A 25029-nucleotide genomic window follows, 5' to 3' on the forward strand; every position below is an offset into this window, starting at 1 on the left:
CACGAGGAGGTGGTATGGCTGGAACAATGCGACGGGCGCTCGTGCCGGTGGCGGATGGCACCGAGGAAATCGAGGCGGTTACCATTATCGATGTACTGCGACGCGCCGGCGTCGAGGTCACGGTGGCCTCCGCGATGCCGGCGCTGAAGGTAACCGCATCGCGCGGCGTAGTGATCGAGGCGGACTGCCTGCTGGATGAGTGTGGGAACGGGCCCTGGGACCTGGTGGCACTTCCCGGTGGCATGCCCGGTGCGGAACACCTGGCCGGGAGCGAGTTGCTGATGGGGATCGTGCGCGAGCAGCTGGCTGGCGATCGCTGGCTAGGCGCGATCTGCGCCGCGCCGGTGGTGGTGCTCGGTCGCCACGGCCTGCTCGGCGACCGCCGTGCTACCTGTCACAGTGGCTTTCGCAATGAACTGCGGGGGCTGGCAGCGGCAGTCAGCGACGATGTTGTGGTGCGCGACGGCAACCTGGTCACCAGCCAGGCGCCGGGTACGGCGATGGCGTTTGCACTGGAGCTGGTCTCCTGCCTGCTCGGCGGGGATAAGCGTCGGGCGGTGGCCGGCCCGATGGCCGCAACCTAACCCCGTTTTGCACAGGGCGAAACCCGGAATGGGGCGAACCTATGGTCCGGGGGAAAAATGCGGCACATCCATGTACCGCTGAACCTCGAGCTCTGTATCCATTCTTGGGAGGCCCACGCTTATTCTGCCGGTGGCCGGCTTTTCCTCAATAGCCTCTTTGGGTCATTTTGCTCGCGCCCCCGGCATGTGTATGGGCTTAAAGAAGCCCCTCGGTAATGCACCTGGCGATCAGTTGCCCGGCATTCTTGCAGCCGGCTTTCTTCATGATGTTCTTGCGGTGATTCTTGACCGTATCGATAGCGATATACAGCTCTTCTGCGATCTCCCGGCTGGTCATTCCCCTGGACAGAAACCGGATTACCTCAGTTTCCCTTTCGGTAAACACAGGATTGGACGGTTTGGGCAGGCAGGAGCCCTCGTCCACCGGGATGTTCAGGTACGACGGCTCGCCCATCATGCCGATAACGGACATGTGGCGATTGCTCTCATCACACAGGTGGCTGATGTTCGTGTGTATGTTGAGGCTTTTGCTCAGGCGGCCTTCGCCATCGCCCGTCAGCATGATCGCCTGGTGGTTGAATAGCTGGTAAGAGCCGTCGGCGGTGCGGAAGCGGAAGCAATACGAATTCTTGTACTTCTTGCGCTTTTCCGGCGGTATCTGCTCGTAGATGATTTCCACTGCCTTTTGCTCGGCGCGGGCCACAAACGGCATGTCTTCCGGGTGAACCTGGTCGAGGATGTCCTGGAATGTCACGGTTTCAGGATCAAGGCCGTGAATATCCGCGATGGACGGGCTCACGTAATCGAGGCTGAACGTCTTGAAATCGACGATGTAGAAATAGAAGGGCCCATTACTGAATATCGAGGAGACCAGGTGGTCCAGGTCGAACCGGTCCAGTTCCACCTGCCTTGGGCTCAGGTGCTCCCTGGAGGAGGCCCACACCGCCTTCAACAAGTCACTATCAGGTTTCATTTGCTGCTCTTGCTTCTGGTTTTTCTTGCAGCCAATGCCGGGGCGTCGCCGGGCCCTGTCGTGGACCGGTGTCCCCTGCTGTCCGGCCAGGATGAAACAAGTCACCCAAAGTTGATGCAATTCTCTTGGTAAGTGTGATTTATATCACAAAAATGGTAGATTTCCACTGTGCAGGAGGAGAGGCCGGCTCCCGGCCTGAGTGAGAGCTGCTCCGGGCGGAAGACCTTGGAGAAGGTTGTGTGCCAGCCGGCAGGCGGTCGCAGAGGGGGCCCCGCAAAAGAGGCGGTCCGGTGAGTGACGGTCGGCAGTGGGAGGACCGGCGGTAGGCCTGGGCGACCTGCAGTGCGAAGCTTAGTGTGAAGGTTGAGGGTGTCAGGTGCCCACCAACTCCATAGTTCGCTGGTCCCGATCGCCCCGGTAATACTTCTCCAGCACCTTGCCGAAGAGGCTGTCGCCACCGGCTGCCAGCTCGAACAGGGTCATCGACGATTTCAACTTCAGGTCGTCAGGGCTGCCGAAGATGTCGTGGGCCGACAAGCCCTCCAGCTGCAGTAGCCGCTCACAGCACTCCGCCAGCCGCGGCCCCAGCACCGGATGCGCCAGGTAGGCGCGGGCCTCGGCGAGGCTCGCTATCGCGTAGTGCCGGGCAGTGGCGGAACGGCCCAGGCCGGCCAGCTGCGGAAAGATAAACCACATCCAGTGACTGCGCTTGCGGCCCGCAGCCAGCTCGGCCAGCGCCGACTGGTAGGTCGATTGCTGGGCTGTGACGAAGCGCTCTAGGCTAAACCCGTTTTGCTGCGGTGGTTGGTTCATGCTGCCTCCTGCTGTTGCTGGAACCGCACCGCCAGTGTCCTGAGCCTGCGGGACCAGTAGCCAGATATTAGCCGCAAAAGAGCCCTCTGCCACAGCCGGCCGGGCGCCCCTCACCGGGCGCTCCTTGCCGGGCCAGGGCGCACAATCATGGCTCGCGCCAGCGCATTACGGGCGTTCCGGCGACCCAGATTGGGGCAGAGAATCCCGGTTGCCGCAGTTTTAATCCGGGATATCCTATTTCCGGCGTCCCTGAATTGATGTGCTCGCCAAACCCGGCAGTATTCAATGGCAGCGAAGAAGCGCTGTTTCGCCCCGAATCCATCCCGGCCAACTGCACCGGGGTGAGATGAGGTCGCCGGGCGACAGCAGGAACGCTGGCCGAAATCGGGCCGGCGACCGCGAATCCTGAGAACATGCTTCGCCAGTGCAGTATTCATCGAGAGAGTCAATAGAACCAATAATTCGGGGAAGTGCTGATGAGAACAAAATTATTCCAAAAAGACCGGCTCGCGGTCACTATTTCCATGGCTCTTGGGGCGACTATGCTCCCGGCAGCCGGTGCCATGGCCCAGGACGCAGCCCTGGAAGAGGTGGTTGTTACCGGTATCCGCGGCAGTCTTGACCGTTCCATGGACATGAAGCGCGACGCGCAGGGTGTTGTAGATGCGATTTCCGCCGAGGATATCGGCAAGATGCCCGATACCAACCTGGCAGAATCCCTGCAGCGTATCACCGGTGTCTCCATCGATCGCCAGAACGGCGAGGGCAGCCGGGTCACCGTTCGCGGCTTTGGTCCCGACTACAACGTGGTGACCCTCAACGGTCGCCAGATGCCAGCGGCCAACATTGAGGCCACCAGCGCCTCCGCCTCCCGCTCCTTCGACTTCGCCAACCTGGCTGCCGAGAGTGTAAGTGCGGTGGAAATCTACAAGACCGGACGCGCCGACCTGCCCACTGGTGGTATCGGTTCCGTGATCAATATCCGCACTGCCCGCCCGCTGGAGCAGGACGACATGGTCCTGAACCTGGGCGCCAAGACCACCCACGATACCTCTGCTGGCGACAATGGAGATTCCCTGACGCCGGAGCTGTCAGGCATCTTCAGCACCAAGTTTGCCGACGACACCATCGGTGTGGCCGTTACCGGTTCCTACTCCAAGCGCGACAGCGGCTACGCCAAGTCCGAGACTCCTTCCGGCTGGTACACCATCCCGGGCGGCCAGGGTGACTGGGGTTCAGTAGCTCCTGACAACCCCAACTTCGTAAACCCGCCGCAGGAAGGCGACGTCTACTCCATGCCGCGTGGCATCGGTTATGCCTTCGGCGAGGTTCAGCGCGAGCGCACCAACGCTCAGGTGACCCTGCAGTGGGCCCCGCGCGACAACTTTGAAGCGACCCTCGACTACACCTACGCCGAGCAGGACGTTGAACAGCAGTACAACGCCATGGGCGCGTGGTTCAACGGTATTCCCCTGTCCGGTTCCTTTACCGAGGGCCCTGAAAGTGGCGGCGTAGTGGCGCCGATTGTCTACACCGACGGCAGCGGCGCTGACGTGACCTTCAATGCCGGTGACTGGGGCTCCATCAACGAGAACAACTCCGTCGGCCTGAACCTGGTGTGGGATCCCAGCGAAAACCTGACCCTGGAGTTCGACTACCATAACTCCACTGCTGAAAACGGTGCGAAAGACGGTCGCGGTACCAACAACACCATCGCCGGTGTGCAGTTCAACCGCGCTGCCACCACCGTGAATTACGGCAAGGACCTGCCGACCACCAGCTTCACGTTCATCGACGGGCAGGATTTCGATCCGGCGCAGATGCTGACTTCCGGCACCAGCTTCCGTAACAGCTTCATGAAGCACGACATCGAGCAGACCCGGTTTGCCGGTACCTTTGATGTCGATGCCGGCCCGTTCAAGAGCATTGACTTTGGTGTTGGCTTCACCGAGTCCACCAACCGCTCTGCCTACGCCGTTGCCGAGCGCGGCACCTGGGGTGGCTACGGCACTCCGGCCGATTACGACGACAGCATCTTTGTGCGCAAGAGCATGGCCGGTGCGCTGGACCAGTTCGGCAGCGCCGACAGTGCAGACATGACGCCCTACTACTATGCGGCTGACTTCGACGGCATGCTGAATGCGATCTCTGCGATTGCTGCGCGGGATATCGCTGCGGGCACCGGTGAGGCAATCAGCCCCTGTGGCACCGTGCTGTGTGTGGATGACGACTTCACCACCGACCGCACCGTAGTCGAACAGCAGCAGTCTGCCTATACGCAGTTCAATCTTGCCTGGGAAGACGTCCCCATGCCCATGAACCTGGTGCTGGGCCTGCGTCTTGAGAACACCCTGGTAGATGCGAGATCCAAGGTTCCCACCTACGATTCGATCTCCTGGACTGGCGATAACGAGTTCGACGCCAATGCTACTGGTGAGACCATCGAGCGCCGTGAAGGGGCCTACGCCAACTTCCTGCCGAACATCGACTTCGATATCGCACTGACCGAAGACGTGGTTGCCCGTGCTTCCGTGAGCAAAACCATCACTCGCCCGGGCTTCGGTGACATCCAGGGTGGCCAGACGATCAATCCGCGTCTGCGCTTCAATGGTGGCACCTCCAATCTCGGCAACCCGGACCTGGATCCTTTCGAGTCCACCAACTTCGACCTGTCTGCCGAGTGGTACTACGGTGAAGGCAGCTACGTGTCCGCCGGCTATTACCGCAAGGACGTGAAGAACTTCATCGGCCAGACCTCCTACCAGGAAACCACATTTGATCTGGCGCATCCATTCAATGGTCCGCGCTACCAGGCAGCGGTGGCAGCGCTGGAAGCGGCGGGTGAAGAAGTCAACGCGACAAGCGTGCGGACTTACCTCAATACGGAGTACGGCGAGCCGTTCACTGGCTCTGCAGAAGCGGGCGATCCTGCCGCTGTCTTCACCGTCATCACGCCGGTCAATGCCGAGGATGCCACAATCGACGGCTTCGAGGTTGCTGTCCAGCACATGTTCGGTGACTCCGGCTTCGGTGGTATCGTCAACTTTACCACTGTCGACGGCGATATCGCGTACGACAACTACAACACCAACAAGGGTGAAGGCGTTGACAACCAGTTCGCACTGCTGGGCCTGAGCGACTCGTTCAACGTCGTAGGTTTCTACGACAAGAACGGTATCCAGGCACGTATTGCCTACAACTGGCGCGACAACTTCCTGACCGGCACCTTCGACGGCAACGGCGAGCGTAACCCGGTTTACACTGAAGCCTATGGCCAGTGGGATGCCAACGCCAGCTACGACATCCAGGACAACCTGTCCGTGTTCGTGGAAGGTATCAACCTGACCAACGAGACCCAGCGTCTGCACGGTCGTCATGAAAACATGATGATTGGCACCATCCAGACTGGTGCACGCTATAACCTGGGTGTGCGTTACAGCTTCTGAGGCATCCGCCAATAGGAAGTAACTCCAGGAAGGGGGGCAGCTTGCTGCCCCCCTTTTTTGTCAACCGGTCAGTCAGGGCTGCATTGGCGTGTAGTTTTCTGCTGGTGTATGTTGGGTCCTTCCTGAAGCGGTAAGAATCTGCAATGCAACAGGCTCCATTATCCATTCTAGTTCTGGGCGGCGGCGCCGCCGGTTGGCTAACGGCAGCGGTACTGGCAGCGGAGCACAGCCGCGCCCGCGGGGGTGACTGTGAAATCACCCTGGTGGAGTCCCCCGACCTGCCCACGGTGGGTGTCGGTGAGGGTACCTGGCCTTCGATGCGCGAGACTCTCCGTCGCATCGGCCTGTCGGAACTACGACTGTTCACAGAGTGTGACGCATCCTTCAAGCAGGGCTCACTCTTTTCCTCGTGGCGTTCGGACAGCAAGGACGATCGCTACTACCATCCATTTTCACTCCCCCACGGCTACTTCGAGCTGGATCTGGCAGCGTACAGCGGGCAGGACAATTACGCCTACACGGTGACGCCGCAGGCAGCCATCTGTGATGCCAGCCTCGCACCCAAGCAGCTCTCCACACCCGAGTATGCCGGGGTACTCAACTACGGTTACCACTTTGACGCGGTAAAGTTCGGCAAGTGCCTGCGTGACCACTGTGTCGAGCAACTGGGCGTGCGACACCTGCAGGCGGAAGTCGAGCGTGTAGAGGGTGACAGCGACGGCTCCGTCGCTGCGCTGGTTACCCGTGACGGGCAGCGACTGGCGGCCGACCTGTTTATAGACTGTTCCGGCAGCGCCGGACTGATCATCGGTGAGCATCTCGGTGTCGGCTGGGAGAGCAAGGCTTCCGTACTGTTCAACGACCGGGCGCTGGCAGCGCAGGTTCCGCACCCGTCACCAGAGGCACCCATAGCCTCTGTCACGCGCTCAACGGGACGCCCCCACGGCTGGATCTGGGATATCGGCCTGCCGACCCGCCGCGGTATGGGATATGTCTATTCGAGCGAGTTCACCAATGAGGAAGAGGTCGAGGCGGATTTCCGGCGTTTTCTCGCCGATGAGGCCGCGGTGCCGCTGGACAGCGACCTTCCTGTCCGCAAATTGCGTTTCTCCCCGGGTCACCGGACAATTTTCTGGCAAGGCAATTGTGTCGCCGTCGGCATGGCGGCCGGTTTTATCGAACCCTTGGAGGCCTCGGCGCTGGCGCTGATCGAGCAGTCCGCGGGCCTGATTCGCGATTTGCTGCCGGCCCAGGCCAGCGAAATGGAGATGGCCGCAAAGCGCTTCAATCGCCAGATGCTGTCCCACTGGGACAATATTATCGAGTTCCTCAAACTCCACTATGTGCTGTCTGTACGGACCGACTCCGATTACTGGCAGGCGCACCGTGAGCTTTCCTCCATCCCGGAATCGCTCCGGGAAAACCTCGCCCTGTGGCGGCACCGCCCCCCGGGCAGGCAGGACTTTCCCGAGGCGCAGCCCCTGTTTCCGCCAGCCAGTTACCGCTATGTACTGAATGGTATGGGGCACCCGTGCGATTTTGCGCGCGCCCCCCGGGCCGACCGCAATTCCGAGCGGGCCCGCTCCTTGCTGGGCGAGCTGGAGCGGCAGCTGGCCAGTTTCCGCCAGGGCCTCCCGGATAATCGGCAGCTGATCGAGCAGCTGCTCGCGCGCGAACCCGGACGGGATGGTGCCAGATGAATTACCCCGAATTTATTCCTCCAGTGGAGACCCGGGACGATGTGCCCGCGGAGCAGGTTGCCGATATTATCGAAGGCCGGACCACTCCCCTGTTGATGAAGGGGGCCCTGGCTCACTGGCCCCTGGTACAGGCGGCCAAATCAGGCGCGCTGGCTGACTATCTCGCCAGCTTTGACCAGGGTCGGCCGCTGGTTGTATTTCGCGCCGATGCCGAAGCGCAGGGGCGTATCTTCTACAACGAGGCCATGGACGGGTTTAACTTCACGCGTGGCACCGGCCAGCTGGTGCCGACGCTGAGAGAGATAGAGGCGCAGGCCCCAGGCGAAGACTGTTGCTATGTGGGCTCGACGCCGATCGATCACCACCTGCCGGGCCTGCGCGAACAGAACGACCTGGAGCTTGCCGGTCGCCAGCCGCTGGTATCCATGTGGTTTGGCAATCGCACGCGTATAGCAGCGCATTTTGACCTGCCCGAAAACCTGGCCTGTGTGGTGGCGGGCCGCCGCCGCTTTACCCTTTTTCCGCCCGAACAGGTCGCCAACCTTTATCCGGGACCGCTGGATTTCAATCCGGCCGGCCAGGCAATCAGCATGGTGGATTTCTATGCGCCGGATTTTGAGCGCTTCCCGCGCTATCGCGAGGCGCTCGCTGCGGCGACGGTAGCGGAGATGTCGCCGGGTGACCTGCTCTTCGTGCCCAGCATGTGGTGGCACCAGGTAGAGGGCCTGGATGACCTCAATATGCTGGTCAACTACTGGTGGCGGTCAACCCCTACCTGGACCGGGTTGCCCCATGATGCGATGCTGCACGCGCTGCTGTCGATCGGCACGCTGCCGGAAGCACAGCGCCAGGCCTGGGGCCAGCTGTTCGAGCACTTTGTGGTGCATCGCGAGGAAGCGGTTGCACATATACCGCCGGAACGGCGCGGCGTCCTGGGGGAAGTCGATCGTGAAATGGCGGTGCAGCTGAAAAAATTATTGATAGAAAAACTGCAGCGGATGCCCTGAATCCACGGACTGGTGAATTGACGAAAGGATGAGGTAGCTATGACCCAACCCATCAAGAAAATTGTGATTGCCGGTGGCGGCACGGCCGGCTGGATGACAGCCGCGGCCCTGTCCAAGTTGATGGGAAAGGACCTGGACATCACCCTGGTGGAGTCGGAGTCCATCGGCACAGTCGGCGTGGGCGAGGCCACCATTCCCACACTGCTGTTCTTTCACCGCCTGCTGGGTATCGACGAGAAGGAATTCCTCGCTGCGACCCAGGCTACCTACAAGCTGGGCATCAGCTTCGAAAACTGGCGCGATGTCGGCAAGGACTACATTCATGCCTTTGGGGTCACCGGTAAGGACTGTTGGGCCTGTGGTTTCCAGCATTTCTGGCTGCGTGCGAAGCAGCTTGGGCTGGCCGGCGATTTCGGTGACTACTGCCTTGAGCGGCGAGCCGCAGAGGCGGAGAAATTTACCCACCTCCCCAACAATGGCCTCAACTACGCTTTCCACTTTGATGCCAGCCTCTACGCGAAGTACCTGCGCCAGTTCAGCGAGAGCAATGGCGCCAAGCGTGTTGAAGGCAAGATCGACCAGGTGATGCTGCATCCGGAGAACGGCCACATCCGCGCACTGAAGCTGGATTCCGGCCGCGAGCTGGATGGGGACTTCTTCATCGATTGCACAGGTATGCGCGCGCTGTTGATCGAGAAGACCCTGCACACCGGTTTCGAATCCTGGTCCCACTGGCTGCCCTGCGACGGCGCAGTTGCGGTGCAGACTGAAGCGGTAGCGCCGCCAATTCCCTACACGCGCTCAATCGCGCGGGAGAGTGCCTGGCAGTGGCGCATCCCGCTGCAGCACCGGGTGGGCAATGGCCTGGTCTATTCCGGAGCGTACCAGAGTGACGAGTCTGCAAAACGGCAACTGATGGACAATATCGAGGGCAAGCCGCTGGCCGACCCCCGGATAATCAAGTTCCAGACCGGCCGCAGGCGTAAGCAGTGGCACAAGAACTGCCTGGCCGTCGGCCTGTCCAGTGGGTTCCTGGAGCCGCTGGAGTCGACCAGTATCCACCTGATCCAGCAGAACATTGTGCGTTTCCTGCGGCTGTTCCCCCACCGGGAGATTCGCCAGATCGAGGTCGATGAATACAACCGGCAGGCCGATTTCGAAATGGAGCGCATCCGCGATTTCATCATCCTGCACTACAAGGTAACCGAGCGGGACGATACGGAATTCTGGCGCTACTGCCGGCAGATGGATGTGCCGGACAGCCTGGCTGCCAAGATCGATATGTTCCGCGAAACCGGCCATGTATACCGCGAGGGCAACGAGCTGTTCGTGGACTCATGGCAGCAGGTGATGATCGGCCAGGGGCTGATGCCGGAGCGTTACCACCCGCTGGTGGATACCATGCCCGAGCAGGAGCTCAGGGATTTCATCGCCCACGTCAAGGCGGGCGTGGATGGCGACCTGTCACGCCTGCAGGACCACAACACTTACCTGGCCAGCCTCATGTCAGGCCAGGGACAGTGACTCCCCGGGTGGGTTGCCGGCCACGGCGCCGGCTCCCGCCCGTGACCACACGGCGGGGAGCGTTCCCGCCACGACCGGGCATGCGCAATCCTGGTGCAAAGCCCGGTCCCTGCTGCCCCCTATTTGATCCTTCTCATCGAAAAGCCCCCCGACAGCGCCAGCAGGCGTGATAGAAATAGCCCTGACAAGCTCCGGCCACTGCCACCCATGTGGTGCCGCGAATGATGAGAGCGCGGCGGCCGAGCAAGACAGCCCACACAAAAATATGATGTATTGGGAACAATAAAGATGGCAACTCTGGGAACAAACCTGGAGACGGGAGCGGTCAGCGCGTCCTCGTCTTCACAGTCCAGCCACCAGTTTGCGCTGGTAGCACTGACCTCACTGTTTTTCATGTGGGGCTTCATTACCTGTCTCAATGACATCCTGATCCCGCACCTGAAGAGCGTGTTCGACCTGAACTACGCCCAGGCGATGCTGGTGCAGTTCTGCTTCTTCGGCGCCTACTTCATGATCTCACTGCCGGCCGGCAAGCTGGTGGGCGCGATCGGCTACCAGCGCGGTATCGTGGTGGGCCTGTCAGTAGCCGTGGTCGGCTGCCTGCTGTTCGTGCCCGCGGCGCGCCTGCAGGTCTACTCCCTGTTCCTGATCGCGCTGTTCGTCCTGGCGGCGGGCATCACCATCCTGCAGGTCTCCGCCAACCCGTACGTGACCGCGCTGGGTGATGAGAAGACCGCGGCCAGCCGCCTGACCATGACCCAGGCGTTCAATTCGCTGGGTACCACGGTGGCGCCCTTCTTCGGCGCCTTCCTGATTCTGTCCGTAGCGGGCATCGGCGCCGGACAGCTGTCCGCTGCCGAGCGTGCCGCAGCGGTCGAGCTGCCCTACCTGATCCTCGCCGGTGCCCTGGCTGCCCTGGCCATCACCTTCGCGCTGCTGAAGCTGCCGCGCATCGAGGGCCACGCCCCCACCATGGAATCCGGGGTCAAGGGTGACTCTGCCTGGCGTCACCCGCACCTGGTGCTGGGCGCGATTGCCATCTTCCTGTACGTGGGCGCCGAAGTGTCCATCGGCAGCTTCCTGGTTAACTTCCTGTCCGAATCGCATATCGCCGGTATCACCGAAGAGAAGGCGGCCTACTACGTGGCCTTCTACTGGGGTGGCGCGATGGTGGGCCGCTTTATCGGTGCGGTGGTCATGCGCTACCTCTCCGCCGGCAAGGTGCTCGGTGCCTGCGCTACCGGCGCCTGCGTGCTGCTGGCCCTGGCCGTCGGCGGCACCGGCAAGGTGGCCATGGTGGCCATCCTCGCGGTGGGCCTGTGCAACTCAATCATGTTCCCGACCATCTTCAGCCTGGCTCTCGCCAAGCTGGGTCCGGTGACCAGCCAGGGCTCCGGCATCCTGTGCCTGGCAATTGTCGGCGGCGCCATAGTGCCGCTGCTGCAGGGCTTCCTGGCCGACCAGATCGGTGTGCAGCTGGCCTTCGTCCTGCCCATCGTCTGTTATCTCTATATCCTCTTTTACGGTGTCCGCGGACATCGTATTGCCACGGAAAGCTGATGGGGCTTTCGTCATCTCCCTAGAGAGGGTTTGCCCGGCAGCGATAGCTTGCCGGGCTTTTTTTTGTCCGGGAAAAACGTTAAGGGTGGGATTGGTCGCGCCGCCGCCGGGGCGGGTGCCGGCGGGGCGCTTTCGGGAGGCGAGGGACAGCGTTAGGTGATGGCCGCCTGGCCGCGGCTCGCGTCCAGGTATTCCTTGATCGGCTGGCGGTAATTGCGGCTCACCTTGACCTCGGAGCCGCTGGCCAGGGTCAGCAGGTACTCACCCTTGCTGAGTACCTGGATATGCTCGATAAAATTGAGGTTGACCAGCGTGGAGCGGTGCACCCGCTTGAAATTGTCTGAGCAGAGCTGCTCCTGCAACTCCTTCATGGTGCTGCGCATCACGTGGGTCTCGCCACTGGCGTGCACGCACATGTAGTCGCCGGCGGCATCGATCCACTCGATATCGGCCTGGCAGATCATGGTGATGCGGCCGCGATCCTTGATCGCCAGCTTGGCCTTGCCCTCCCGGGGCTGGCTCTCCGAGGGTGCGGAGCTGGCACCCCCCTGGCTGCGCTGCTCGATATCCTCCATCGAGGCCAGCAGCCGGTTCTTCTCGCTGCCGCCGGTGTGCGCGGAATCGCCCTGCAGGCGCTCACGGGCACGCGACAGCGCGGTCTGCAGCCGCTCGGTCTCCAGGGGCTTCAGGACATAGTCCACCGCGTGGACCTCGAAGGCGTCCACGGCGTACTGGTCGTAGGCGGTGGCAAACACCACCAGCGGGATGGTGTCGCCCTGCAGGCGGCGCACTACCTCGAAGCCGTTCATGCCCGGCATCTGCACATCCAGGAACAGGATGTCCGGCGTGTGGCGCGCGACGGCGTTCAGCGCCTCGCGGCCGTTGCGACAGCTGGCCACCACTTCGATATCCGGCAGCTCCTCCAGCATGGCCTGCAGCAGGCGCAGGGCCAGTGGTTCATCATCGACGATCACCGCTCTCAGGTGGGTCATGCGGGTACCTCCTGTGGTGTTGTTGCCCCGGCTCTGGTGGCGGGCAGCTCGAGCGGCAGGTGGATGCGTACCAGCATGCCACCGCCTTCCTTGTGCTCCTGGCTGAGGCTGTAATTATTGGAATACAGGGTGCTGAGGCGTTCGCGCACATTGGCCAGGCCCACTCCGGTGGAGGCCTGTTCCTGCGCGCCCGCGTCTTTATTGTTCTCGCGCTCTTTAGAGTCCTCATGGCTGCCCGAGTCGCAGATGCACAGCTCCAGCTGTGATCCCACCCGGCGTGCGACCACCTTGATCACTCCGCCGGACTCGCTCAGGGCAATGGCGTATTTTACCGCGTTCTCCGCCAGAGGCTGCAGCAGCATACTCGGTACCCGCGCCTGCTGCACCTCCGCGGGGATATCCAGCTCCACCTGCAGGCGATCGGCAAAGCGGGTCTTCTCGATCTCCAGGTAGAGCAGGACAGCATTTATCTCCTGCTCCAGGCTTACCTTCTGCACCGGGTCCTCCGTCAGGGAGTGGCGCAGGAACTGGCTGAGACGCACTACCATATCGCGGGCCTCGCCAGCCTGGTCGAAGCGGATCAGGGCATTGATGCTGTTTAGCGTGTTGAACAGGAAGTGGGGGTTCAGCTGGTAGCGCAGCATCTTCAGCTGCGCCTCCTTGGCCACCGCCTCGGCGTGCAGGCGCTTGATCTGCTCGCGCTCGTGCACCGCCGCCACCTCCAGCATCTTTTCGTGCTCGTGCTCCAGCAGCAGGTAGTATTTCACCCCGCAGTAGAGGGCACTCCAGAACAGGAATACGAACAGCGAGGCGTAATACCAGCCGCCGAACTCCGCCCACAGGGAGTGCTCGCCGGTCAGGCGGATATACATCTCCATGCGCACCAGGGTCCAGATGCCGGCGATGACTGCCACCGCAACCAGGTAGATGAAGGTGCGCAGTGCCACCGGCGTCTCCCAGGCGATATCGAAGATCGGCCGGAGCAGCAGTGACAGCAGGAAGGCGACAGAGCACTGGAACAGCGTGTTAGCCGGCTCGAACCGGGGCCACTCGACCGAGGAGTGCCAGAAAGTCAGCGACAGGAAGGTAACCACCAGAATACCCAGCCAGCTGACCAACTGCAGTTTCCAGAACCAGCGCTGGGAGTGCAGCGGGACCAATGGGTCAGCCTGCTGTGGGGGAACTTGTGGCATGGTGGCCCGGGATTCTATCTCTATGTCACTCATCATCGGGTTGGTTAACCGTTGCACAGATGTTAACCCGGTCGCAATTGGGCGGCCAGCGCCAAGGGCGACCACCGGTCCGCCTCGTCGGTGGTTTGGCCCGCCTCGTCGCTTGTGACCAGCCGGCCCGGTGCATCGTTCCCGCCCGGCGCACATTCGGTCCGGCTTGTCGTGACGGTTACGGACCGGGATGAGGCGTCCCGGCGCGGCTGTGATAGAGTGGTTTTTAGGCATCGGGACGGGCACAATCTGTCCCCTGCCGACACCTGCACCGCCCGGCGGTGCAGAAAGAATAAAGTCTCACAGGACTTATACAGCGAGTCATCCCCGGCTCGCGCCCGCGGGCGGTTCGCGCATGCGGCCGCCCCGCGATTCAAAAGATTGCAGGGGTAGGACCGGATTTTCCATGAAAGAGCTAGTTACCGGTGCGGGCGAGGTAGGTGGATCCCATGTGGGATCTGCGGCGCCGGTCAGTTCCGCGGCGTCCGCCACAGTCCCGACACGCACCGGCCTGGTGGTGCTCACCTCCCTGTTCTTTATCTGGGGCTTCATCACCAGCCTCAACGATATCCTGGTCCCGCACCTCAAGAACGTCTTTGAGCTGAGTTATACGAAGGCGATCTTCGTCCAGTTCAGCTTCTTCGCCGCCTACTTTATTGTCTCCATTCCCGCCGGCATGCTGTTGCGGCGCGTGGGTTACCAGCTGGGACTGGTAATGGGGCTGCTCATTGCCTCCGCCGGCTGCCTGATCTTTATCCCCGCCGCGCGCATGCAGGTGTATGAGGTATTCCTGCTGGGCCTGTTCGTACTGGCCTCGGGTATCACCATCCTGCAGGTATCCGCCAATCCGTACGTGATTGCCCTGGGCAGCGCTGTCAGCGCCCCCAGCCGGCTCAACCTCACCCAGGCGTTCAACTCGCTGGGCACCACCCTGGCGCCCTTCTTCGGTGGCCTGGTGATCTTTGCCGGGGTTTCCAGCGGCATTGACCGCACCACCGCCGAGGGCCTGCAAGCCTTCCGGGCCCAGGAGGCGGCCCTGGTAGAGGCCCCGTACTTCTGGCTGGCGCTGGTGCTGCTGTTGATGGTGGCGTTCTTCTCCTATTTGCGCCTGCCCAGCATTCCCGGCCACCAGCTGCCCTCCCAGGTTCGCTCCCGCGCCGGGGACCGGCTGCAGCTGCTGCGCCACCCGCGCCTTTCACTGGGTGCCGTGGGGATCTTCGTCTACGTGGGCGCCGAGGTGGCGATCGGCAGTTTCCTGGTGAATTTCTTCGGTGAGCCCGGCGTCGCCGGCATGAGCACCGGCGAGGCCGCCCGCTACGTATCCTACTACTGGGGCGGGGCGATGATCGGCCGCTTCGCCGGTGCCCTGTTGCTGCGCTACGTGTCCGCCGCGCTGATGCTGGCCACCTGCGGCCTGGGCGCCGCCGTGATGATCGTGCTGGCCATGATGTCCACCGGCATGCAGGCGGTGTGGGCCATTATCGCGGTGGGGCTGTTCAACTCCATCATGTTCCCCACCATCTTCAGCCTGGCGCTGCAGGGCCTGGGCCGCCATACCAGCCAGGGCTCGGGGATCCTCTGCATGGCCATCGTCGGCGGCGCCTTCGTGCCGCTGCTGCAGGGTATCCTGGCCGACCGCATCGGCATCCAGCTGTCCTTCCTGGTGCCGCTGGTGTGCTACTGCTACATCGTCTACTACGGTACTTTCTCCCCGCTGCTGCGCAACCGTCTGTAAGACTGGCCGCCCGGGTAGGGTCGCGCGGTCGGGCGGGTGGATCCGTCCGCCCCGATTCCATCTTGTCCGGTATTCGGACCACGTCACCGACTATCCGCCCCGCGGCACTTGGCAGCGCGGGCCGGTAATTGCATTTTGTCAGGCTGCCGGGCGTCCCGTGCGCACGGCGCAGGAACAAAGATAAAGACCGCAGTACAGGGTTCGACTATGCAGGCAGGAAAACTTCACTTGGGACCTTCCGATAACGCCGCGACCGCGTTTCCGGTCACAGAGCAGCCCTGGAAACTGGTGGCGGACGTAGGCGGCACCAACGCCCGCTTCGGCCTGGCGCGGGAGGTCGACGGCAGCGCGGCCGTGGAGGAAATCCACACCCTGCGCTGCGCCGACTTCGAGTCCCTCGAGCAGGCCGCCCGCGCCTACCTGGAATCCATCCCCGCTGCCATGGCCGCCGCTGTCGGCGAGGCCTGTATCGCCGTGGCCGGCCCCATTGACGGCGACCGGGTAGCGGTTACCAACCTGCCCTGGCGTTTCTCCGGCACCGGCCTGGCCAGTGCGCTGGGCTACAGCCGGGTCGCCCTGCTGAACGACTTCGCCGCCCTGGCCATGGCCTGTCCGGGCCTCGACGGGACTCACCTGGAGAGAATCGACAACCTCACCGGCCCGCTGCCGGAGCACGAGCCGGTGCGCGCGGTGGTGGGCCCGGGCACCGGCCTGGGTGTCTGTGGCCTGCAGCGCACCGCTACCGGGTGGGAGCCCCGCCCGGGCGAGGGCGGCCACGCGAGCATCGCCCCGGCTACCGACGAAGAGTTCGCCATCATCCGCTACCTGCACCGCGAGTTCGAGCATGTCTCTGCCGAGCACCTGCTGAGCGGCCCGGGGCTGGAAAATATCTACCGCTCGCTCGTCGCCCTGCGCGACGTGCAGGCCCCGCAGCGCACGGCGGCCGACATCAGTACCGCCGCCCTGGTGGGAGACTGCCAGCTGGCCGGCGATGCCGTGGAAACCTTCTGTGGCCTGCTGGGTAGCTTCTGCGGCGACGTAGCGCTGGTGATGGGCGCCCGCGGCGGCCTCTACCTGGGTGGCGGCATCCCGCCGAAAATCCGCCCGCTGCTGGTGCGCAGCGATTTCGAGCGCCGCCTGCGCGCCAAGGGGCCCATGTCCGCTTACCTGGAGAACTTGCCCGTGTACCTGGTGAGCCACCCCTTCCCGGCCCTGCACGGCGCTGCCGATTACCTCGGCGGCCAGAAGTAATACGACCGATAAAACAGAACGACAGATAAGAACGCAAAGCGTAATGAGGAGAGAGTCCATGTCATTTTCCCGGCAAGTGGGCACAGGCCTGTTGCTGTGCAGCGCGATCCTCGCCGGCTGCGGCGAGCGTGCAGCATCCACCGACGCGAAAGCGGAAACACAGGGTGCCGAGACGGCCGCCCAGGCCGGCGGCGACGTAAGCGCCTGGCCGAAACTCGAGCCGGCGCTGCCGAAGGACCCGGCCGTCGAGGCCCGTGTCGACGAGCTGATGGCGCAGATGTCGCTGGAGGAAAAGGTCGGCCAGATGATCCAGGCCGAGATCAAGTACGTCACCCCGGAAGACGTGAAGAAATACCACCTGGGCTCCGTGCTGAACGGCGGTGGCAGCTACCCGGACAATGACAAGTTCGCCACCCCGCAGGACTGGCTGGCCCTGTCCGAGGCGTTCTTCGAGGCCTCCATGGACACTTCCGACGGCGGCACCGCCATCCCCATCATCTGGGGCAGCGACGCCGTGCACGGCCACAACAATATCGTTGGGGCCACCCTCTACCCGCACAATATCGGCCTGGGCGCCGCCCGTGACCCGGAGCTGATCCGCCGCATCGGCGAGGCCACCGCGCGTGAAGTGGCGGTGACCGGCGTTGACTGGACCTTCGCCCCCACCGTGGCGGTAGTGCGCGACGACCGCTGGGGCCGCACCTACGAGAGCTACTCCGAGGACCCGGCCGTGGTGAAGGCCTATGCCGAAGCCATGGTGAAGGGCCTGCAGGGCGAGAAGAACGACGACGACTTCCTGCGCGGCGAGAACCTGGTAGCCACCGCCAAGCACTGGATTGGCGACGGCGGCACCATGCGCGGTATCGACCGCGGTGACAACCAGGTGCCGGAAAAGGAGCTGGCCGAGGTGCATGCGGCCGGTTACTTCGGCGCGCTGCCCGCCGGCGTTCAGACCGTAATGGCCTCCTTCAACAGCTGGAACGGCGACCGCCTGCACGGGCACAAGCACCTGCTGACCGACGTGCTGAAAGAGCGCCTGGGCTTCGACGGCTTCGTGGTGGGTGACTGGAACGGCCACAAGTTCGTGCCCGGCTGCACCGTGGACAGCTGTGCCGCAGCCATCAATGCCGGCCTGGACATGTTCATGGTGCCGTCCGACTGGAAGGAGCTGTACAAGAACACCCTGGCCCAGGCCCAGAGCGGCGAGATCCCCATGGCGCGTATCGACGATGCGGTGCGGCGCATCCTGCGCGTCAAGGTTCGCGCCGGCCTGTTCGAGCACCAGCGCCCGCTGGCCGGCAAGGACGGCATCCTCGGCAGTGACGAGCACCGTGCGCTGGCACGCGAGGCGGTGCGCAAGTCGCTGGTGCTGCTGAAGAACAACGACCAGCTGCTGCCGCTGAAGCCGACCCAGAACATTCTCGTCGCCGGCGATGGCGCCGACAACCTGTCCAAGCAGAGCGGTGGCTGGACCATCTCCTGGCAGGGCACCGGCAACACCCGCGAGGATTTCCCCGGGGCCACCTCCATCTTCGAGGGCATCGAGGCAGCCGTTGAGGGCGCCGGTGGTGAAGCGCTCCTGAGTGAGCAGGGCGAGTTCGCGGCCGACAGCTTTGCCAACGGCGAAAAGCCGGACGTGGCCATCGTGGTGTTCGGCGAGGAGCCCTACGCCGAGTGGCACGGTGACCTGTCCAGCCTGGAATACCAGCTGGCCACCAAGAAAGACCTGGCGCTGCTGAAGAAGCTCAAGTCCCAGGGCATCCCGGTAGTGAGCGTGTTCCTGTCCGGCCGCGTACTGTGGGTGAACAAGGAGATGAACGCCTCCGATGCCTTCGTAGCCGCCTGGCTGCCGGGCTCCGAGGGCGCCGGCGTGGCGGACGTACTGTTCACCGATGCCGACGGCAATGTGCGCTACGAGTTCACCGGTACCCTGCCGTTCAGCTGGCCGGAAGAAGTGCACCAGACCGTGCTGAACCCCTACCACAAGAATTACGAGCCGCTGTTCGAGCTGGGTTACGGCCTGCAGTACGGCCAGGAATCCCTGGTGAGCAACGAGCTGACCGAGGACGGCGAGACCTACACCGACGGCGCGCTGGAAGATGCCTGGATGCTGGTGTCGCGCCCGCGCGCGCCCTGGCAGCTGCAGATCGCCGAGGCCGACCGGGCTCCGGTGGTGATGGCCGGCAACCGCGCCGTCAGCGGTGACGACGAGAACATCATCGTGGCCTCCATCGACATGGAGTCCCAGGAAGATGCCCGCCAGATCCAGTGGAAGGGCCTGCGTGGCGGCAGCGTGACGCTCGCCGCAGAAAAACCGCAGGATCTGAGCCGTTACCTGAAGGAAGGCGCCGCGCTCAGCTTCGATGTGCGCGTCGACAGCAAGCCCGAGCAGCCGGTCAGTGCCGCCGTCGCCTGTGGCGAAGACTGTGTCGCCGAACTGCCGCTGCAGAATGCCCTGCAGTCGCTGGAAACCGGCGAGTGGTCAAAGCTCTCCATCGACCTGCAGTGCTTCGTCGACAAGGGAGCCGACTTCAGCCAGGTCTCCAATGCGCTGGCACTCAGCACCGAAGGGCAGCTCTCGCTCGCGGTTGCTAATATCAAGTATGTGCCCAACGCTGCGGAAGACGCAGAGATCCGCTGCCAGGGCTGATACTGGGAGCGTAGTGAGTACTGACTGATCGCAATGCCCGGGCAATCGCCCGGGCATTGCGCATTGGGAACCGGATAATAATCACAGGCAGAGCCGCGACTCTTCTCGTCCGCGGCCTGCACCGCCAAGGAGAGAAAATGAACAGCAATAATATTTTCCGTACAGGTGCGCTGGCACTCGCGCTGGCCCTGGCCGGCTGTGGCGGCGAGGAGCCCGCCCAGCAGTCCTCCCAACAGGCCGGCGATAAACCCGCGGCCGAGGGTGAACAGCAGATGGCAAGCAAGGATATCGACAGCCGCGTGCGCGAGCTGGTGAGCCAGATGACCCTGGCGGAGAAGGTCGGCCAGATGACCCAGGCCGAGCGCCGCCACGCCACGCCGGAAGACGTGAAGAAATATCACCTGGGCTCCATCCTCAACGGCGGCGGCTCCTTCCCGGGTGAAAACACCCGCGAGGACTGGGTGCAGATGATCCGCGACTACCAGGATGCGGCCACCTCCACGCGCCTGGGAATCCCCATCATCTACGGCACCGATGCCGTGCACGGCCACAGCAACGTGGTGGGCGCGACCATCTTCCCGCACAACATCGGCCTGGGCGCCACGCGGAACCCGGAGCTCGCGCAAAAAATTGCCGATGTCACCGCTCGCGAAGTGGCTGCCACCGGCGTTTCCTGGACTTTCGCCCCCACCCTGTGCGTAACCCGCGACGAGCGCTGGGGCCGTTCCTACGAGTGCTTCGGCGAATCCCCCGAGCTGGTGGCCGAGTTCGCCGGCCCGCTGGTATACGGCTTCCAGGGCGGCCCCATGGAGGGCGAGACCCTGGCCGACAACAAGATCGTGGCCACTGCCAAGCACTGGGTCGGTGATGGCGGCACCACTTACGGCACCGGCGACGAGAACTACGAGATAGACCGCGGCGACACCCAGCTCTCCGACGAGGAGCTGCGCGAGCTGCACATCGCCCCCTACAAGCCCGCCCTGGATGCCGGCGTGGGTACCGTGATGATCTCCTACAGCAGCGTCAACGGAACCAAGATGCACGAGCACAAAGAGCTGATCACCGGCGTGCTGAAGGAAGAGCTGGGCTTCGACGGCTTCACTATCTCCGATTGGGAGGCCCTGAAGGAAATCCCGGCCGAGACCAACCGCGAGCGGGTGGTGCGCTCCATCAACGCCGGCGTGGACATGGTGATGGAGCCCGAGAAGTGGCAGCAGTTCATCACCGACCTGACCGCCGCCGTTGAGGCCGGCGAGATCTCCATGGCGCGCATCGATGATGCCGTCAGCCGCATCCTGAAGGTAAAGCTTGAGGCAGGCCTGTTCGAGAACCCGCTGCCGCCGCTGGCCAACGGTCCCGACGCGGACGAGCTGCTGGGCCACAAGGACCACCGCGAGCTGGGTCGCCAGGCCGTGCGCGAGTCCCAGGTAGTGCTGAAGAACACCGATCGCCTGCTGCCGCTGGCGAAGGGCAAGAAGGTATTCGTGGCCGGCTCCCACGCCGATGATATCGGCCTGCAGTCCGGCGGCTGGACCATCGAGTGGCAGGGCAAGGCCGGTGATATCACCGAGGGCACCACCATCCTCGAGGGCATCAAGGAAGTGGCCGGCGGTCCGGTGACCTACAGTGCCGACGGCGCCGGTGCCGAGGGCCACGACGTGGCTATCGTGGTGGTGGGCGAGGATCCCTATGCCGAGGGCATGGGCGATTACCGCGAGGCCCCCTGCGAGCTGTGCAAGCCGCTGACGCTGAGCGACGAGCAGCTGGCGGTACTGGAAAAAGTCGAGGCGAGCGGTGTACCCACTGCCGTGGTGCTGGTCTCCGGCCGCCCGCTGCTGATTGCCGACCAGCTGCCCCAGTGGGAGGCATTGGTGGCAGCCTGGCTGCCCGGCACCGAGGGCGCCGGCGTGGCCGACGTACTGTTTGGCGACTACGCGCCCAGCGGCAAGCTGCCGGTCACCTGGCCGAAGAACCTCAAGCAGATCCCCATCAATGTGGGTGACGAGGAGTACGATCCACTGTTCCCATACGGCTTCGGCCTGACCTATGCCGAAGATGGACGGGCCGAAGAGGGCCCGGCCGGGGAGGGGCAGCAGTGAAAACAGGCTGGCAGTGCCGCCTGGTCCTTACCGTACTCTCTGTTTTCGCCATCGCCGCCTGTAGCGGCGGTGGCGACGAGACCCAGACCGAAACCGCGAGCGCAACCGCAACTCCCGGCGCGCAGGCCTGCCTGGCCACGCCACTGGAGAGCGGCTACTGCCTGGTATGGCGCGACGAATTCGACGGCCGGGAGCTGGATACCAGCAAGTGGAGCTACGAGCGCAACTGCTGGGGCGGCGGTAATGACGAGGCGCAGTGCTATGTGGACGACCCGGACAACGTCTGGGTCGCCGACGGGCAGCTGCACCTGAAGGCCATCCGCGAGGACGCGGTCGGCCCGGCAGTAATGGACGATCACCCGGATTACGACCCGGCCGACACCAGCGGCAGCGGCACCTACACCTCGGGGCGCCTGCGCAGCGCCGGCAAGGGCGACTGGAAATATGGCCGCTTCGAGATCAGGGCGAAACTGCCCCGCGGCCAGGGTTCCTGGCCCGCGGTGTGGATGCTGCCCACCGACTGGGACTACGGCAGGTGGGCTAGCTCCGGCGAGATCGACATCATGGAGGCGGTCAACCTGCATGTGGGCGGTGAGGACCGGGTACACGGCACCCTCCACTACGGCGGCCCCTCACCGGAAAACGTCCACAGCGGCGAGCCCTACCGCCTGCCGGACGGCGCCAACCCCGCCGACGGCTTCCACGAGTACGCACTGGAGTGGGAAGAGGGCGAAATCCGCTGGTACGTGGACGGCGACCACTACGCCACCCAGACCAGTGATGGCTGGTACTCCACCGCCGAGCCCGACAGCCCCCACGCGCCCTTCGACCGGCGCTTCCACCTGCTGCTCAACCTCGCGGTGGGCGGCAACTGGGCCGGCAAGGAAAACGACACCGGCATCGACGAGAGCGCCTTCCCGCAGCAGATGGAAGTGGACTACGTACGCGTCTATCAATGCACCCGCGATCCCGAGACCGGCAAGGGCTGCGCCGCGCGCGGCGAGGACTTTGTCCATAACCCGGGCAAGCAGCCCCCCGAAGCCTGACCGACGCGCCTCCTGCGGAATCCCCCCCGGTATTCCGTAGGAGCGGCCGCTGGCCGCGACCGGCCCCGGTAGCCCCCGCACATCGCCAATCGCGCCAGTCCCTCCGCCCACCGTATCCCTCTGGGCGACCGCGCTCCAACCGTTATGATGTAGGCAACATAAAAATAACTGGGGGAAATTGCCCGCGATGATAAAACGAATCCTGCTCCCGGCCCTGCTGCTGGCCGCTGCAAACACGCTCGCCGCCAACGCCAATGACCTGGCGACCGAAATGCGCGAGCTGGACACCGCCCTGTTCGACTCCTTCAACCGTTGCGCCGACAGCGACCAGCTGGCCCGCCACGAGGCCCTGTTTGCAGAGGATGTCGAGTTCTACCACGACAACGGCGGCGTCACCTGGGACCGCGCCAGCATGATCGAGAACACCCGCAAGAATGCCTGCGGCAACTACCGCCGCAAGCTGCTGGAGCAGACCTTCCGCGCCTACCCCATCAACAATTTCGGGGCCATTACCCAGGGCGTGCACGTCTTCTGCGAAAACGCCACCGGCCGCTGTGAGGGCATGGCGGATTTCGTCATGGTGTGGAAGAAGACCGACGACGGCGAGTGGAAGATCACCCGCGCGCTGAGCTACGGCCACCGCCCCTTCGACAGCGCCGCGGCCAACGAAAGCGCTGCCGCCGGCGACTGAATTCGCTCACGCGGTGTTTTTGCGAAAATGATTTCACGCACACCCCGCTGCAGCTTTCCCGGCAGCGGGTTTAAAACAATAACCAGGGGGAATCCATGAAAAAATCCATACTCGCCGCCGTGGCGGCCTCACTCCTCTCCTCGGCGGCCATCGCCAAGACCACCATCATCCACGCCGGCCAGCTGCTCGCGGTTCCCGGCGACAAGCCGCTGAAAGAGCGCAGTATCTTTATCGAGGACGGCGTCATCACCGATGTGCGTGAGGGCTATGTGCAGGAAGGCAGCGCCAGCGTCATCGACCTGAAGGACAGCTTCGTGATGCCGGGGCTGATGGACATGCACGTGCACCTGCAGGGCGAGCTGGGCCCCACCAACGATTCCGATGCGCTGAAGATGTCCAAGCAGCTGATGCAGATGCGCTCGCAGATGTACGCCATGCGCACCCTCAAGGCAGGTTTCACCACCGTGCGCGACGTGGGCTCCAGCCCGCAGGAAATGTATGCCATGCGTGATGCCATCAACAATGGCTGGATTGACGGCCCGCGCATCATCGCTGCCGGCGGTGTGGGCATTACCGGCGGCCACGCGGATATCAGCGGAGTGAGTCCCGAGCTGATGGCCTTCCACGACGAGAAGAACAAGACCGTGTGTGACGGCCCCTACGACTGCCGTCGCGCCACCCGCCACGCCATCAAGTACGGCGCCGACCTGATCAAGATCACCTCCACCGGCGGGGTACTTACCGACCGCGCCACCGGCACCGGCCAGCAGATGGAAATGGACGAGCTCAAAGAGGTAGTGCAGGCGGCCAAGCGCATGGGCCGCAAGGTAGCCAGCCACGCCCACCAGGAAGCGGGCATCATCGCCGCGCTGGAAGCGGGCGTGGACAGTATCGAGCACGGCTCCTACGCGGGCCCCGCCTCGCACAAGCTGTTCAAGCGCAGCGGCGCCTACCTGGTACCGACACTGCTGGCTGGGGACACGGTGGTGCAGATGGCGAAGAATACCGAGATCCTCACCGAGGCCCAGAAGGAAAAGGCCATCCGCGTCGGCAACGACATGAAAGGCAATTTCGCCAAGGCCGTCGATGCCGGCGTGAAGATCGCCTTCGGCACCGACACCGGCGTATCCAAGCACGGCGACAACGCCCGCGAGGCGGTGCTGATGCACCAGGCCGGCATGGACACCATGTCCATCATCCAGTCCGCCACCGTCAACGCCGCCGACCTGCTCGGGATGACTGATTCCATCGGCACCCTGGAAGTCGGCAAACAGGCCGACATCATCGCCACCGACGGCTCGCCGCTGGCAGATATCGAAGAGCTGCTGGATGTGGACTTCGTCATGAAGGGCGGCAAGGTGTTCGTGCAGTAACAAGGCACAATCTCCGGGGAAGCGGTACCGCCGCTCCCCTCACCACGCCCTTGTAGGAGCGGCCGCTGGCCGCGACCGCCGCCACCCGCTCCGCTAGCCCTACCGTTCGACCTAACCACCAACGTGTCTTCCTGCTCCGCAGTCCCTGGATGCCGGCCTCCGCCGGCATGACGCTATTGGTTCTCATCACCTGTAGGAGCGGCCCATGGCCGCGATTAGCCGGGATGCAGGCAAAATCCCGTGTCATAACCTCCTTGCGCCGTCACCCCAGCGCAGGCCGGGGTCCAGGTACTACTGAGCCACTCCCTACCTCCAATGTGAATTCCTGCTTCCTGGCCCCTGGATGCCGGCCTACGCCGGCA

General features: G+C 63.5%; 17 protein-coding genes. 13 read left to right on the forward strand and 4 right to left on the reverse strand.

Annotated elements, in window-relative coordinates; genetic code table 11:
* Positions 1-14: 14 nt before the first annotated feature.
* Positions 15-584, forward strand: a complete 570-nt coding sequence (locus BLT26_RS13445; RefSeq protein WP_245720712.1) for a DJ-1 family glyoxalase III — start codon at positions 15-17, stop codon at positions 582-584.
* A 196-nt stretch (positions 585-780) separates the two neighbouring features.
* On the opposite strand, the gene BLT26_RS13450 is transcribed toward BLT26_RS13445, so the two are convergent.
* Both BLT26_RS13450 and BLT26_RS13455 read right to left on the reverse strand, forming a co-directional pair.
* On the reverse strand, positions 781-1557 hold the full coding sequence (locus BLT26_RS13450) for a LuxR C-terminal-related transcriptional regulator (protein WP_091515411.1): 777 nt from the start codon (positions 1555-1557) through the stop codon (positions 781-783).
* A gap of 372 nt (positions 1558-1929) precedes the next feature.
* The gene (locus BLT26_RS13455; protein WP_091515415.1) at positions 1930-2370 is read right to left on the reverse strand and encodes a DUF1810 domain-containing protein; all 441 of its coding nucleotides are present in this window, start codon (positions 2368-2370) and stop codon (positions 1930-1932) included.
* A 476-nt stretch (positions 2371-2846) separates the two neighbouring features.
* On the opposite strand from BLT26_RS13455, the gene BLT26_RS13460 reads away from it, so the two are divergent.
* From BLT26_RS13460 to BLT26_RS13480, 5 genes are all read left to right on the forward strand, one after another.
* Positions 2847-5816, forward strand: coding sequence for a TonB-dependent receptor (locus tag BLT26_RS13460; protein ID WP_091515418.1), 2970 nt, complete (start codon positions 2847-2849; stop codon positions 5814-5816).
* Between the two features lie 143 nt (positions 5817-5959).
* Entirely contained in the window at positions 5960-7516 is a 1557-nt protein-coding gene (locus tag BLT26_RS13465; RefSeq protein ID WP_091515421.1) for a tryptophan halogenase family protein, read from the forward strand.
* On the forward strand, positions 7513-8523 hold the full coding sequence (locus BLT26_RS13470) for a cupin-like domain-containing protein (RefSeq protein WP_091515425.1): 1011 nt from the start codon (positions 7513-7515) through the stop codon (positions 8521-8523). Before BLT26_RS13465 ends, BLT26_RS13470 begins: the two co-directional genes overlap by 4 nt.
* Before the next feature lie 39 nt (positions 8524-8562).
* The gene (locus BLT26_RS13475; protein ID WP_091515428.1) at positions 8563-10047 is read left to right on the forward strand and encodes a tryptophan halogenase family protein; all 1485 of its coding nucleotides are present in this window, start codon (positions 8563-8565) and stop codon (positions 10045-10047) included.
* A gap of 288 nt (positions 10048-10335) precedes the next feature.
* Positions 10336-11607 carry a sugar MFS transporter gene (locus tag BLT26_RS13480; RefSeq protein WP_091515432.1) on the forward strand — a complete coding sequence of 424 codons (1272 nt, stop codon included), beginning with the start codon at positions 10336-10338 and terminating at the stop codon, positions 11605-11607.
* Positions 11608-11759: 152 nt separating this feature from the next.
* Here the strand turns inward: BLT26_RS13480 and BLT26_RS13485 are convergent, their stop codons facing one another.
* Both BLT26_RS13485 and BLT26_RS13490 read right to left on the reverse strand, forming a co-directional pair.
* Positions 11760-12599, reverse strand: a complete 840-nt coding sequence (locus BLT26_RS13485; RefSeq protein ID WP_091515434.1) for a LytR/AlgR family response regulator transcription factor — start codon at positions 12597-12599, stop codon at positions 11760-11762.
* Positions 12596-13849 carry a sensor histidine kinase gene (locus tag BLT26_RS13490; protein ID WP_175453122.1) on the reverse strand — a complete coding sequence of 418 codons (1254 nt, stop codon included), beginning with the start codon at positions 13847-13849 and terminating at the stop codon, positions 12596-12598. The genes BLT26_RS13485 and BLT26_RS13490 overlap by 4 nt, the downstream gene beginning before the upstream one ends.
* A 379-nt stretch (positions 13850-14228) precedes the next feature.
* Between BLT26_RS13490 and BLT26_RS13495 the strand changes: the two genes are divergently transcribed.
* The 7 genes from BLT26_RS13495 (at position 14229) to BLT26_RS13525 (ending at position 24667) form a co-directional block, all read left to right on the forward strand.
* A complete protein-coding gene (locus BLT26_RS13495) occupies positions 14229-15557 on the forward strand; it encodes a sugar MFS transporter (RefSeq protein ID WP_091515441.1) in 1329 nt (442 codons plus the stop codon).
* A 228-nt stretch (positions 15558-15785) separates the two neighbouring features.
* Positions 15786-16808: a glucokinase gene (glk, locus tag BLT26_RS13500; protein ID WP_175453123.1), complete on the forward strand. Its 1023-nt coding sequence runs from the start codon at positions 15786-15788 to the stop codon at positions 16806-16808.
* A gap of 58 nt (positions 16809-16866) precedes the next feature.
* The gene (locus BLT26_RS13505; protein ID WP_091515447.1) at positions 16867-19458 is read left to right on the forward strand and encodes a glycoside hydrolase family 3 protein; all 2592 of its coding nucleotides are present in this window, start codon (positions 16867-16869) and stop codon (positions 19456-19458) included.
* A gap of 137 nt (positions 19459-19595) precedes the next feature.
* Positions 19596-21557: a glycoside hydrolase family 3 protein gene (locus BLT26_RS13510; RefSeq protein WP_091515451.1), complete on the forward strand. Its 1962-nt coding sequence runs from the start codon at positions 19596-19598 to the stop codon at positions 21555-21557.
* Positions 21554-22603: a glycoside hydrolase family 16 protein gene (locus BLT26_RS13515; protein ID WP_245720713.1), complete on the forward strand. Its 1050-nt coding sequence runs from the start codon at positions 21554-21556 to the stop codon at positions 22601-22603. The genes BLT26_RS13510 and BLT26_RS13515 overlap by 4 nt, the downstream gene beginning before the upstream one ends.
* 187 nt (positions 22604-22790) lie before the next feature.
* On the forward strand, positions 22791-23294 hold the full coding sequence (locus tag BLT26_RS13520; RefSeq protein WP_091515454.1) for a nuclear transport factor 2 family protein: 504 nt from the start codon (positions 22791-22793) through the stop codon (positions 23292-23294).
* Positions 23295-23389: 95 nt separating this feature from the next.
* Entirely contained in the window at positions 23390-24667 is a 1278-nt protein-coding gene (locus BLT26_RS13525; protein ID WP_091515458.1) for a metal-dependent hydrolase family protein, read from the forward strand.
* Positions 24668-25029 lie beyond the last annotated feature (362 nt).

The organism is Microbulbifer yueqingensis, from assembly GCF_900100355.1.
Classification (GTDB): Bacteria; Pseudomonadota; Gammaproteobacteria; order Pseudomonadales; family Cellvibrionaceae; genus Microbulbifer; species Microbulbifer yueqingensis.